13 protein-coding genes are annotated in these 12,911 nt (G+C 63.7%); 6 read left to right on the forward strand and 7 right to left on the reverse strand.

Annotated elements, in window-relative coordinates; translation table 11 throughout:
- Positions 1 to 11: 11 nt before the first annotated feature.
- From nadC to PJL15_RS05880, 5 genes are all read right to left on the reverse strand, one after another.
- Entirely contained in the window at positions 12 to 908 is an 897-nt protein-coding gene (gene nadC / locus PJL15_RS05860) for a carboxylating nicotinate-nucleotide diphosphorylase (RefSeq protein ID WP_281450254.1), read from the reverse strand.
- A complete protein-coding gene (nadB, locus tag PJL15_RS05865; protein ID WP_281450255.1) occupies positions 901 to 2,658 on the reverse strand; it encodes an L-aspartate oxidase in 1,758 nt (585 codons plus the stop codon). Before nadB ends, nadC begins: the two co-directional genes overlap by 8 nt.
- Before the next feature lie 37 nt (positions 2,659 to 2,695).
- Entirely contained in the window at positions 2,696 to 4,003 is a 1,308-nt protein-coding gene (gene nadA, locus PJL15_RS05870) for a quinolinate synthase NadA (RefSeq protein ID WP_281450256.1), read from the reverse strand.
- Positions 4,000 to 4,719, reverse strand: a complete 720-nt coding sequence (locus PJL15_RS05875) for an NUDIX hydrolase (protein ID WP_281450257.1) — start codon at positions 4,717 to 4,719, stop codon at positions 4,000 to 4,002. Before PJL15_RS05875 ends, nadA begins: the two co-directional genes overlap by 4 nt.
- A gap of 112 nt (positions 4,720 to 4,831) precedes the next feature.
- Entirely contained in the window at positions 4,832 to 5,305 is a 474-nt protein-coding gene (locus PJL15_RS05880; protein WP_281450258.1) for an Lrp/AsnC family transcriptional regulator, read from the reverse strand.
- Between the two features lie 174 nt (positions 5,306 to 5,479).
- Between PJL15_RS05880 and PJL15_RS05885 the strand changes: the two genes are divergently transcribed.
- The 5 genes from PJL15_RS05885 (at position 5,480) to PJL15_RS05905 (ending at position 10,267) form a co-directional block, all read left to right on the forward strand.
- Positions 5,480 to 6,865 (forward strand): amino acid permease, encoded by a 1,386-nt coding sequence (locus PJL15_RS05885; RefSeq protein WP_281450259.1) that lies wholly within the window; start codon positions 5,480 to 5,482, stop codon positions 6,863 to 6,865.
- Between the two features lie 138 nt (positions 6,866 to 7,003).
- The gene (locus tag PJL15_RS05890; RefSeq protein WP_281450260.1) at positions 7,004 to 8,053 is read left to right on the forward strand and encodes a thiamine pyrophosphate-dependent enzyme; all 1,050 of its coding nucleotides are present in this window, start codon (positions 7,004 to 7,006) and stop codon (positions 8,051 to 8,053) included.
- Complete coding sequence (locus PJL15_RS05895) at positions 8,046 to 9,116, forward strand: alpha-ketoacid dehydrogenase subunit beta (protein WP_281450261.1); 1,071 nt, start codon at positions 8,046 to 8,048, stop codon at positions 9,114 to 9,116. The genes PJL15_RS05890 and PJL15_RS05895 overlap by 8 nt, the downstream gene beginning before the upstream one ends.
- A complete protein-coding gene (locus tag PJL15_RS05900; protein WP_018776287.1) occupies positions 9,109 to 9,438 on the forward strand; it encodes a biotin/lipoyl-containing protein in 330 nt (109 codons plus the stop codon). Before PJL15_RS05895 ends, PJL15_RS05900 begins: the two co-directional genes overlap by 8 nt.
- A gap of 1 nt (position 9,439) precedes the next feature.
- Entirely contained in the window at positions 9,440 to 10,267 is an 828-nt protein-coding gene (locus PJL15_RS05905) for an alpha/beta fold hydrolase (RefSeq protein WP_281450262.1), read from the forward strand.
- 51 nt (positions 10,268 to 10,318) lie between these two features.
- Here PJL15_RS05905 and PJL15_RS05910 read toward each other — a convergent pair whose 3' ends face one another.
- On the reverse strand, positions 10,319 to 10,732 hold the full coding sequence (locus tag PJL15_RS05910) for a MarR family transcriptional regulator (protein ID WP_281450263.1): 414 nt from the start codon (positions 10,730 to 10,732) through the stop codon (positions 10,319 to 10,321).
- A gap of 71 nt (positions 10,733 to 10,803) precedes the next feature.
- On the opposite strand from PJL15_RS05910, the gene PJL15_RS05915 reads away from it, so the two are divergent.
- Positions 10,804 to 11,487 (forward strand): phosphoribosyltransferase, encoded by a 684-nt coding sequence (locus tag PJL15_RS05915; RefSeq protein WP_281450264.1) that lies wholly within the window; start codon positions 10,804 to 10,806, stop codon positions 11,485 to 11,487.
- An 88-nt stretch (positions 11,488 to 11,575) separates the two neighbouring features.
- Here PJL15_RS05915 and PJL15_RS05920 read toward each other — a convergent pair whose 3' ends face one another.
- Complete coding sequence (locus tag PJL15_RS05920) at positions 11,576 to 12,910, reverse strand: MFS transporter (RefSeq protein ID WP_281450265.1); 1,335 nt, start codon at positions 12,908 to 12,910, stop codon at positions 11,576 to 11,578.
- Position 12,911: the final 1 nt, after the last annotated feature.

Raw genomic sequence — 12,911 nt, forward strand, 5'->3', positions numbered from 1 at the left:
GCAGGTGGCTTTCAGTTCCGGCCCTGGGTGAGTTCGATGTCGAGGCCCAGTTCGATGTCAAGGCCCAAGTCCAGGGCGTTCACACTGTGGGTCAGGCCGCCGATGGAGATGACATCCACCCCTGCCGCGGCAATGCCGGTGACGGTGTCGATCGTGACATTTCCGCTGGCTTCCACGATGGCCCGGCCGTCAACCTGCTTGACGCCGGCACGGAGTTCCTCAAGGGTGAAGTTGTCCAACATGATGGTGTCCACACCTGCGGCCAGCACCGGTTCGATCTGGTCCGCGCTGTCCACTTCGACTTCGAAGTGCGTGGTGTGGCCAAGCTGCGCTTTGGCGGCCATGAGCAGTTCAGTCAGTTTGGTGGAGTCGCCGCCTGTCATGACTGCCAGGTGGTTGTCCTTGGCCAGCACGGCGTCGGAGAGGCTGTACCTGTGGTTTGCTCCCCCTCCGCATCGGACGGCGTAGCGTTCCAGCACCCGCAGCCCGGGAGTCGTCTTACGCGTGTCGGTGATGCGGGCGCGGGTGCCTTCCACCAGCCGGACGAATTCGGCGGTCTTGGTGGCAATCGCGCTCATGCGCTGCACCAGGTTCAGGGCTACCCGTTCGGCCAGAAGGACCGAACGTGCACTGCCGCTGACGCGGGCGAGGTGCGTTCCGGCGTCGAAAGTCTCCCCGTCGGCGAGCAGCAATTCCACCTCAGTGTCCGGGTCCACGGTCTTCATGGCGTCGCGGAACACGGTCCCGCCACTGAAGACACCCGGAACGCGCGCGTTCAGGACGGCAATAGCCTGTGCCTCCGCCGGGATGAGGAGCTGGGAAGTAATGTCCCCGCTGGGCGCGTCCTCGGCGAAGGCCCGTTCCAGGATCTCCCGCACAGGTGCTGCGGGGAGGGTCAGGTTAGTCATGGACGAGGCTCACTTTCCGGCTCAGGGTGTAACGCTTGTCAAAATCGTCGACGGCGGTGGGTTCGGTCACGCTGTCGCTGCGGTAATGCGCCCCCAAGGAGGCACGGCGCTCCCGCGCCGCACGCACAAGCAACTGCGCAGCCAACAACAGATTGGCATCCTCATGCACGCGCACCTCAAGGGAATCAGGAACATCCAAGGGCAGAACATCGCCCTCCCACTCGATAAGTTCCTCTGCGGCCTCAGCCAGCAACACCCCGCTGCGAAGCACCCCGGCCTTGGCGGTCATCAGCCGCTGCAATGCGGCCCTTGAGAACCCGCTGGGAGGTGCTGCCGAGAGTGCAGGACCTTCGCGCAGTTCCAGAGTCCCCGACAGCGCCGCGCTGGCGACGGGGACGCCCTGCCCGCCTGGCGGTGTCCCGGCAGCGTGCGTAAAAGCGAGGCCGCTCGCGGCCGAGTTAGCACGCAGAGGGAGGCCGCCTGGCGTACCCAGGAACGCCTCAACAGCCCGGCGCCCGAACACGAGCCCCTCAAGCAAAGAGTTACTGGCCAAGCGGTTGGCCCCCTGAACGCCCGTGCAGGCCACCTCGCCTGCGGCCAACAGTCCGGGCACAGACGTCCGGCCGAAGAGATCCGTCACCGCCCCACCCATCCAGTAGTGCGCGGCCGGAGCCACGGGGACCAGTTCCCTGGTCCAGTCGACGCCGGCCTGGCGGGTGAAGGCGCTGAGGGTCGGGAAGCGCTTCTGCAGGAAGCCCGCACCGCGCAGTTCCTCAATAATGGTGGCGTCAAGGAACACATGGCCGTTGGGATCGCCCAGCGCGGCCAGGTGGAGGGCGATGCTGCGGGAGACTACGTCCCGCGGTGCGAGTTCGGCGTCGGGGTGGTAGTGAGGCATGAAGCGATAACCGTTGGCGTCAACGAGAATTGCGCCTTCGCCACGGACGGCCTCGGAGATGAGCAGCGGGTGGGTATCGCCTTCTGCTTCGCGTGCGGCTCCGCCGGGAACCATGCACGTGGGGTGGAACTGGAAGAATTCGAGGTCTGCCACTGCAGCGCCGGCCCGCCACGCGAGGGCCAGCCCGTCAGCCGTAGCCACTGCGGGGTTGGTGGTTTGGGCGAACAGCTGCCCGGCCCCTCCGGTAGCAAGCAGGACGGCGTCGCCGTGGACACCCAGCGCACGTCCTTCGTGGAGGAAGCTGACCCCCACCACTTTGCCCGCGTCGTGGGCAAGCGCAGTGACCTGGGCATGCCCGATCACTTGGATCCTGCCCTGTGTTTGGAAGTCCAGCACGGACTTAATCAGGGCCGTTGCGACTCCTGCACCGGTAGCGTCCCCGCCCGCGTGCAGTATCCGGGGAGCCGAATGCGCGGCTTCGAGCCCAAGTGCCGGGTCGCCGTCGTCGTCAAGATCGAACCGCACACCGAACCGCACAAGACCGGCGATGTCCCGCCGCGCTTCGGTGCAAAGAACGCGCACCGCTTCTTCGTTGCAGTGCCCCGCCCCGGCCCGCAGGGTGTCGGCGATGTGGGCAGCCACGGTGTCACCGGGAGCAGGTTCGTCCAGCACAGCGGAGATGCCGCCCTGCGCGTAATAGGTGTTGCTGTCAGCGAGCGCACCCTTGGTCAGCAGCACCACCTCAGCACCGGCCTCCGCAGCCAAGAGGGCCGAGTACAACCCGGCGATGCCGCTTCCGACGACGATCAACCGCCCGCGTGCGGACCCTCCGGCCAGGCTCTCTGTAGTCATGTGGGACTCGATTCGGCTAGGTGTGGTGCCTGATGGGCTAGGCCGGCTTGGCGGCCAGCATGCGTTCCAGGGCAATCTTGGCGTTGTCCTGTACGGCGTCGTCCACAGTGATGCGGTTGACGATGCGGCCCTGGACCAGTTCCTCAAGCACCCAGGCCAGGTAGCCGGGGTGGATGCGGTACATGGTGGAGCACGGGCAGATGACGGGGTCCAGGCAGAAAATGGTGTGCTGCGGGTTTTCGGCTGCGAGGCGGTTCACCATGTTGATTTCGGTGCCGATGGCGAAGGTGGTGGGCTCGGTGGCCGCCGCAATCGCCTTCTTGATGAAATCGGTGGAACCTGCCGAGTCGGCTGCGTCCACAACCTCCATGGGGCACTCTGGGTGCACGATGACTTTGACGCCGGGGAAGTCCTGGCGGGCTTTCTCGATCTGGCCTACGTTGAAGCGCTTGTGGACAGAGCAGAAGCCGTGCCAAAGGATGACGCGGGAGTCCATCAGCGTCTGTTCGTCATTGCCGCCGAATTCCTTGCGCGGGTTCCACATCGGCATCTGTTCCAGCGGAACCCCCAGTGCCTTGGCGGTATTGCGGCCCAGGTGCTGGTCGGGGAAGAACAGGACGCGCTGGCCACGTTCGAAGGCCCATTCCAGGACGACTTTGGCGTTCGATGACGTGCAGACAATCCCGCCGTTGCGCCCGCAGAAGGCCTTGAGCGCTGCAGAAGAGTTCATGTAGGTCACGGGGATAACCGGAACGCGGCCCGATTCATCAGGTTCGGTGCCGAAGATCTCCTCAAGCTGCTCCCAGCACTCTTCCACGGAGTCTTCGTCCGCCATGTCCGCCATCGAACAGCCCGCCGCGAGGTTCGGCAGGATCACCGCTTGCTCCGGGGTTGAGAGGATGTCGGCAGTTTCGGCCATGAAGTGCACGCCGCAGAAGATGATCGCTTCAGCGTCCGGCTTGGTGAGGGCTGCATTGGCCAACTGGAAAGAGTCGCCCACGAAATCCGCGTACTGGATGACCTCGTCGCGCTGGTAGAAGTGGCCCAAAATGACGGCCCTGTCCCCGAGTGTTGCTTTGGCGGCGCGGATGCGGGCGTCGAGTTCGGCGTCGCTGGCTTTTTTGTACTCCTCCGGCAGTTGGCCCTGGCGCGGCGTCGCCTTGGGCGCGACGTCGCTGCTGGAGGCGCCCGGGCCGTAGGCGGGTGCACCGGAGAGGGCTTCGGCGAGGTCGTACTCCCAGGGGCCCTTGGCCAAAGCCGGGCTGCAGGTTGATCCCGCGCCGGAGAGGCCCTTCTCGGCTTCCTCACGAGTGATCAGCTGGACGGCTGTGTTGACGCTGCTCATGGTGTACTCCTGTTATCTGGCCCGAGGCCGGGTGTGCCGGTAAAGCGGTAGAGGCGTGGGGGACGGTGTTTGCCGCCCTGGAGATATTCACCGGTTTCTTCGATTTCCGGTGTGGCTTTGATGTGTCTGCGGAAGTTCGCGGGATCGAGCTGGCGATCCAGGACGGCTTCGTAGACTTCCCGGACCTGGGCGAGGGTGAAGTACTCCCCCAGCAGGTGGTAGGCGATGGATCCGTAGGCCATCTTGTTGCGCAACCGCCACAGGGCGTACTCCACAATCGCCTTGTGGTCGAAAGCGAGCTCGTCCACCCGGTCGGCGCGGAACCACCGCACGTTCTCGGATTCATCGGCGAGCGCGGCCTCGGTGGGTTGGACCAAAGCCCAGTACACGATGGAAACCACGCGCTGCGTAGGTGAGCGGTGGAGGCCACCAAAGGCGTAGAGCTGCTCCAGGTAGTGCGGCGTGAGGCCAGTGGTCTCACGGAGGTTGCGTGATGCGGCATCCTGCAGCGACTCGTCATGGGCCAAAGGGCCACCCGGGAGCGCCCACATGTCCTTGTACGGTTCGCGGATCCTCCGGACCAAGGGCAGCCAGAGGGTGGGGCGCCCGGATTTCTCGCTGGGACGCAGTGCGAAGATCACCGTGGAAATAGCCAACGACGGCGGTGCGAGCCGCCTTTCGGCAACGTTGGCGGAGCTTGGATTCACGGCGTTCACCTCGCTTCATCGCCGCTTTGAGCAGTTCTTGCCATAAGGACTGCGTTAGTTAAAGTCATGTTGACTAGAACTAATGGTACGACTCTGTGGCCGCTTGGCAAAATGCCTTGCGTCACACTTGCTTGGCGGCAGCCTCCATCAGGGGCAGGGTCCGGCCCTGGATATGGCTGTTGAGCACTATCACGGAGGAACAGCGGACTACGGATTTGGTGGCGATCATGGCATCCAGGACCCGCTGCATGTCCGGATTGGACCGAGCGGCAATCCGGACCATCAGATCAGAATTTCCTGTCACCGTGTGGACTTCGATGATCTCCGGGATGGCGCTCAGGCTCTCGATGATGGCGTCATGGCCAATCTCCTGGGTGATGGTGACGGAGCAGAACGCCACCACGGGGAACCCGAAATTCGCCGGATCCGGCTGCGGAACCCAGGAACCGATCACCCCGTTCTCGATCATCCGGTCGATCCGGGACTGGACGGTCGCCCGCGCAACCCTGAGTACACGGGACGCCTCCAGCACGGAAGATCGCGGAGAATCCGTGAAGAAACGTACAATTTTTGCATCAAGCGCATCGACCAGCATCAAAGTTCCTGTCCCCGGGGATCCCTACCCATCACATCGCCTAAGCAAAAAGTGATGTATCTTACAAACTGCGAGAATTATTCCACGGCTCTTGCTGCGTCGTCGACGCCCGCTTGCCCAGCCCATGAGGCCGGCACGCCAAACCAGCATGCAATCCATAGAAGGTAGACACGTATGACAACGAAGTCCATCGCGGCTCCTGCGCCCACCTCCGGCCTCGGCCATTCGCTCAAACCGCGGCAATTGACCATGATGGGGCTCGGCAGCGCAATCGGCGCCGGCCTCTTCCTGGGCTCCGGCGCCGGCGTCCAGGCCGCAGGGCCGGCAGTGCTCATTTCCTACCTCATTGCCGGGACGCTGATCATCCTGGTGATGTGGGCCCTGGGTGAGATGGCCGCAGCCAACCCCAACAGCGGCGCCTTTTCCGTCTACGCGGAGAAAGCCGTGGGCAAGACCGCCGGAGGCACCATCGGCTGGCTCTGGTGGCTCCAACTGGTGGTAGTCATTGCCGCCGAAGCATTGGGCGCCGCCGGCCTGCTCTTCTCGGTCTGGCCTGTCATCCCGGTATGGGTACTGGCACTGGTCTTCATGGTTGTTTTCACCGGCATCAACCTGGTGGGCGTGCGCAACTTCGGCGAATTCGAGTTCTGGTTCGCCATTCTCAAGGTCGCCGCGATCGTCATCTTCCTGCTCATTGGCGCCGCCCTTCTCTTCGGCTGGCTTCCAAACGTTCCCTCCCCCGGGTTCTCCGCCTTTGGCGACTTCGCACCCAACGGCATCGGCGGAATGGCCGCGGCCCTGTTCGTCGTGATCTTCGCCTTCGGCGGAACGGAGATCGTCAGCGTGGCGGCGGCCGAAACCGAGAACCCGGCGCACAGCGTGGGCAAGGCCATACGCACCGTGGTCTGGCGCATCCTGGTCTTCTACATCGGTTCTGTCTTTGTTATCGCCGCCATCCTTCCGGTGGGCTCGGACGGCTTGAAGTCCCCCTTCGCCGGAGTACTGGACCTCGCGGGTATTCCCGGCGCCGGAACAGCCATCACCCTGGTGGCCGTGGTGGCACTGCTCTCCGCCCTGAACGCCAACCTGTACGGCGCATCGCGCATGATCTTCTCCCTCTCCGAGCGGGGTGAGGCACCCCGCCTGCTCTCGAAGCTGAGCGGCGCCAAGGTGCCCGTAGCCGCCGTCGGAATCTCTGTAGCGTTCGGCTTCATCGCCACCATCCTGGAGCTGCTCTTCCCGGAGAAGATCCTGCCCGCGCTCCTGAACCTGGTGGGCTCAACCTGCCTGGTGGTCTGGGGCACCGCCCTGGTTTCACAGTTCATCCTGCGCCGCCGGGCAGACCGCGAAGGCGTCGAACTCCCTTTGCGCATGAAGGGCTTCCCCTACCTCACCATCGTGGGTTTGGTCCTGCTGGGCATCATCTTCGTGGTGGGCTTCGCCAACCCGGAGAGCGCGGGACAACTGATCGGGACCTTCATCCTTATCCTCGTGATTGCCGCCGGCTGCTTCCTCAACGCCAAGGCAAAAGCAGGCAAGGAATCGCACCGCGCGAGCTAACGGCCTGTCAATGACATTTGAGAAGCCCTGCACAGTTTGTACTGTGCAGGGCTTCTTTGTTTATCCAACTTGTACAAAGTGTTCCGTTGTCACTGTGCTTATTGCGAAGACACTTCTTCGGTGACTAGGGTCACAACCATGACGACCAAACCAGCGCTGGCCGCCGTCGATGACGACGCCGCCCCGCTCACCGATCATCAACTACGCGAGCTGTACACGCTGATGGCAGCGGTCCGGCATCTGGACACCTCAGCGGTGGCGTGGCAACGCCAGGGCATCATTCCAGGCTACGCACCGGAGCTCGGGCAGGAAGCAGCCCAGGTGGGCAGCGGCTATGCCGTGGACCGCTCCCGGGACTTCGTGTTCCCCACCTACCGGGAAATGGGTGTCGCCCGGGCCATGGGCTTGGACATGGTGGGTTACATGTCCACGCACAAGGCCACCTGGCATGGCGGAATGTACAACCCCCTGGAATCCAGGTTCGCGCCCATCCAGGCAGTGGTGGCCGGCTCAGTCCTGCACGCTGTCGGCTGGGCCCATGGCCAAAAACTTGCCAATCCCGACGGGGAGACAGGCGTAGCCATGACCTACTTTGGCGATGGCGCTTCCTCGCAGGGAGACGTGCACGAGGCCATGAACTTCGCCGCAGTCATGAAAGCACCCGTGGTGTTCTTCATCCAGAACAATGGCTGGGCCATTTCCGTCCCCACAGAACGCCAGGTGGCGGGAGGATCCGTTGCCGCGAGGGCGGCCGGCTACGGCATCCCGGCCCTGCAGGTGGACGGCAACGATGTAGTGGCCGTTTACGAAGCCACCCGCTCCGCGTTCGCCCACTGCCGCAATGGCAACGGGCCCGTGGTGATCGAAGCCATGACGTATCGTCGCGGACCACACTCCACCGCCGATGACCCCGGCCGTTACCGGACCCTCGAGGAGGAGCGCCTGGACGCCGGTGAGGATCCGCTGGAGCGGTTCAAGCAGCAGCTGCTGGCCGACGGCGTAGCTGACAATGACTTCTTTGCCGAAGCCCAGCGCAAGGCAGCCGAAGAAGTCGAAACCATCCGGACCGGCATCCAGGACCTCGGACCCCGCCCCGGCGCCGAAATGTTCAGCCTGGTCTTCCAGGAGCCAACTCCTTCCCTTCAATCCCAGGCCACAGCGTGGCGCGAGGAGTCCGAACATGTCTGAGACCATTACCGCGGCGCCCTCCGCAAAAACTGAAGCAGCCGGCGTCCAACAACTGTCCATGCAGCAAGCACTCAACCGCGCACTTGACGAGGTACTGGCCGCGAACCCCAAGGCTGTCATCTTCGGCGAGGACTGTGGCCGCCTGGGTGGCGTCTTCCGCATCACCGACGGCCTCCAGGCCAAGCACGGCGAGGACCGCGTCTTCGATACCCCCCTTGCCGAATCGGGCATCCTCGGTATGTCCGTTGGCCTGGCGATGGCCGGTTTCCACCCCATCCCCGAAGTCCAGTTCGACGGTTTCGCTTATCCGGCCATCAACCAGGTCGTTTGCCAGATTGCCCGGATGAACTACCGCAGCCGCGGCACCCTGCCCATGCCGATCACCCTCCGCGTCCCCAGCTTCGGCGGCATCCGCGCCCCCGAGCACCACGGAGAGAGCCTCGAAGCCCTATTTGCCCACGTACCAGGCCTCAAGGTCGTCTCCCCTTCCAACCCTCACGACGCCTACCACCTGCTCAAGTACGCAGCCACGCGACCGGACCCAGTGATCTTCATGGAACCAAAATCGCGCTATTGGCAGAAGGGACCGGTGGACTTCACCACGACGGACCACAATCCAACGTCCGACGCCGGAACTGCGGACAGCGGGCACCTCACCGGGGCCCGCGTAGCCAGGGAAGGGCGGCACCTGACGTTGGTGGCCTGGGGCGCGATGGTCTCGCGCTGCCTCCAGGTGGCCGAGCTGGCTGCCGAAGACGGCATCGATATCGAAGTCCTGGACCTGCGCTGGCTGAAGCCTATCGATGCCGCGGCCTTGGCGAGGTCCGTGGGAAAGACGCGGCGCGCCGTCATCGTGCATGAAGCGCCGCTGACCTCGGGCCTTGGCGCGGAAGTGGCCCAGCTCATCACGCAAAGCTGTTTCGCAACACTGAAGGCACCGGTGGAGAGGGTGACCGGCTTCGACGTGCCCTACCCGTCCGGGGACCTCGAGGACGAATACATCCCCAACATCGACCGCATCCTCTTTGGGATCCAACGAGTACTGGAGTACCGCCGTGGCTGAAATTTCCTTCCCGCTCCCCGATTTGGGCGAAGGCCTCATCGAGGCCACCGTGCTGGACTGGCTGGTGGAACCGGGCCAACAGGTCGAACGCAACCAACCCATCGTTGAGCTGGAAACCAGCAAGTCCGCCCTCGAATTGCCCAGCCCGCAGGCGGGTAAAGTGGTGCGTATTCACGGAGCGCCGGGTGAGACCATCAACGTCGGCGCACCGCTGATCGTGTTCGAGGTTCCGGATGACACCGCTGGAATCGTCGGCACTGTTCCGAAGGACGAAGCACCCAAGCGCCGGGTCCGCCTGAGCGCCGTACTCGATGAGGACTGACATGATGACCGGCAGGCACACCGTGGAACAGCGACACACCGTCGAAGGGACAGATCCCGGGCTGTTCGTCGAAGTTCATGAGCCCGCCGCCGACGCCGGACTTCGGCCCGTCCTGCTGATCCACGGCTTCTCCTCGTCCAGCAAGCTGAACTGGGCGGACAGTGGCTGGATCACCACGCTCCAGGACGCCGGGCGACGGGTCATCACCGTGGATTTACCCGGCCACGGCCGGAGCCACTCCCCCGAAGACCTGGACTCCTACACGCCCAGCAGGATCCGTGCGGACCTCCTGCAGATAGTGACCGACGCCGGAGCCCGGCCCTTGCGCGACGGGGACCCTTCAACGGGCCTGGACGTCATCGGCTACTCACTCGGATCACGGCTCGCGTGGGAGTTTGGTGCTACTCAGCCGGACCTGGTCCACAGGATCGTCCTGGGTGGTCCAAGTTCGGCAGATCCGTTGGCCGCCTTCGACCTCGCGGCCGCGCAACGGCACCTCGCCGATGGCACGCCCATCGACGACGAATCGACGAACGGGCTGCTGAAAATGGCCCAACTGCTGCCGAGCAACAATCTGTTCGCCATGTTGTCGCTCATCGAGGCCATCAAGGGTGAACCGTTCGATCCTGCCGAGGCGGCCCCGCACATGCCCCTGCTGTTGGTGGCGGGCGAAAAGGACGAACGGGCAGCAACCATGCCGGACCTGGCATCCATGGCAGCCAAACGCGGCGGATTGGTGGAAACCTTGGTCGTACCGGGCCGCACGCACACCAATGTGATCACAAGCCGGGCCTTCAAGGACGCTGCCATCGAATTCCTTGGGGTGTAAGCCTCTTTTTGCTGAACGGCTGGCTGCTTTGTGCCTGCTTTCTGCTTTGCCCTACCGGGCAAGCCGTTCAGCGTTGAGGCTCATGCGCTCCAGGACGCTGACGGCCATGGCGTACTCGTCCATGCCGATACCCATGGAGAGATCCTGCCTGGCATCTTCCACCAGTTGCTGCGCTTCGTGGTACTTTGTCCGTCCACGTTCGCTCAGTGCCAGGCGGTCGTCAATCATGGTGATCATTCCACGACCCACCAGGGCCGCGAGTTCGCGCTCACGCAAGCGGACGTCGCCACCCCACAAAGGCTGCAAGGCCTCCTCAAGCTGGTCCGGGAGCATGGAACCCTCCGCCAATGTTGCAAGGGTCTGCCACTGCCGGCGCGTGAGCTTGATCCGCGCCAACGTTCGATCGAACTGAACCTCCAGCGCAGCGTCCAGCCGTTTGATCCAATATCCGATGGGCTTATTCACAAGACCATGCTTTCAGCGCAGACCCCGCCGGGCAAGGCGCGGACGGTAGGCTTGGAAGGGCAACGAAATACGTGGAAGTGGAGCAGATGGGCATGCGTTTCAAGGACCGGGCGGAAGCCGGTCGACGCCTGGCTGAGGTACTCCCGCAGCTCAGGGAGCGTCCGGACACCATCGTCCTGGGCCTGGCCCGGGGAGGTATCCCGGTGGCCGCCGCCGCAGCTGCGGAACTCTACCTGCCCTTCGGCGCTGTCCTGGTGCGAAAGCTCGGTATCCCAGGCAGGGATGAAACTGCTTTCGGGGCTTTGGCCTGGTCGCAGGGTGATGTCCTCCGGATCCTCAACAGACCACTGCGGGACCTCATTCTTTCCCGTGGCATCTCCCAGGCGGCTCTTGACGCCGTGGAAGCCCAGGAACGTGCCGAGCTGCTCCGCCGGTCCAGGGAGTACCCGGGCACGGACCACGATCTCCGCGGGAAGACCGTTGTCCTGGTGGATGACGGGCTTGCTACCGGAGCTACCATGCGTGCCGCCGTGGAGGCCGTCCGGGCAGGAGGAGCGGTCACAGTGGTGGCAGCTGTCCCCGTTGCGTCTTTGGAAGCATCGACGTCCCTCGCGCGGGTTTGCGACGTCCTCATGGCCCTGCATACTCCCGGCAAATTCCATGCGGTCGGGGCGTTCTACCAACACTTTGAGCAACTCTCCGACGCCGATGTGGTGAGCCAACTCGAAGGCGCCGGAGTACGCGGGAGCCAGTAGCCGCCGTCGGACGTCTTTGAAGCAGCCGTTAAACGCAGCGGGTGCGGTCCATCCGGACCGCACCCGCTGCCTTCATACTGCTTTGGTTTTAGTGGTGGGCGCTGTAGCCCAGCGGACGTCCCCGGGTTTCCTTGGCAAGAATCACGCCGACGGCGGAGATGATGCACAGTCCCATGATGTAGAGGCCCACGGAACCGGACCACTTGGTGGCGTCCAGGAGAGCCTGGGCGATCAGCGGCGCAAAAGCACCGCCCAAAATGGCGCCCAGGGCATAGCCGATCGAGATGCCCGAGTAGCGGACCTGGGCCGGGAACATCTCGGCGTACATGGCCGACATCGGGCCATAGGACAGGCCCAAGCCAATGGTCAGGACGAACAGGGCCGTTCCGTAAAGCAGGATGTCTTTGGAATCGATCAGCGCAAACATCGGAATCATCCAGGCAAAGACCATGCCATAGCCGATCAGGAACGTCTTAACCCTGCCGATCTTGTCCGAAAGCCAACCGCCCACCATCGTGAAGATGAGCCAACCGAAGGATGCGATGGTGGTAGCCAGGAGAACCTGCGGAGTGGGCATCTTCAGGGCCTTGGTGGCGTAGGAGATAAAGAAGGCGATCAGGAGGTAGCCGGCGGCATTGTTGGCGATGAAGATCAGCGCAGCGAGGACAACTTCCTTCTTGTTCCTGCGGAAGAGTTCGCCCAAGGGCGCATTGCTCTCAGCCTTGCGCTGGGCAAGTTCCTTGAAAACGGGGCTCTCGCCCACTGCGCGACGGATCAGGTAACCCACCACGATCAGGACAACGGACAGCAGGAAGGGCACGCGCCAACCCCACGCGGCAAAGTCCTCTTTCGACATGCCGGACTGCAGGAAGAACAGCAGCCCCGTGGCCAGGATCATGCCGATGGGAACGCCAATCTGCGGGTAGGCGCCAAAGAGCCCCCGCTTCTTGATGGGCGCGTGTTCCACGGCCATGAGCGCAGCGCCGCCCCACTCGCCACCAGCGGAGAAACCCTGGACGACGCGAAGGAAGATCAGCAGCACAGGCGCCCAGAGGCCGATGGTCTCGTAGGTGGGGAGGACGCCAATCAGGGCGGTGGCTGCTCCCATCATGACCAGTGTCATGACGAGGACCGCCTTGCGTCCCAGCTTGTCTCCGAGGTGTCCTGCCACGAAGGCACCGAGGGGACGGAAAAGGAAGCTGATGCCGATGGTGGCGAACGACAGGAGTTGGGCAATCCCCGGATTGGACTTTTCCAGGGGTGAAAGGAACAACGGCGCCAGCAGCGTGGCTGTGAGCTGGGCGAAGATGAAGAAGTCGTACCACTCGATAGTGGTGCCCACCAAGGTCCCGGCCAGAACGCGGCGCTCTTCGCGCTTGCTGCTCGGGCCCGACGGCGAGTCGACAGTGGAAGTTGCGGTCATT

Origin of the sequence: Paenarthrobacter nitroguajacolicus, assembly GCF_029952445.1 — a bacterium.
GTDB classification, from domain to species: Bacteria; Actinomycetota; Actinomycetes; order Actinomycetales; family Micrococcaceae; genus Arthrobacter; species Arthrobacter nitroguajacolicus_B.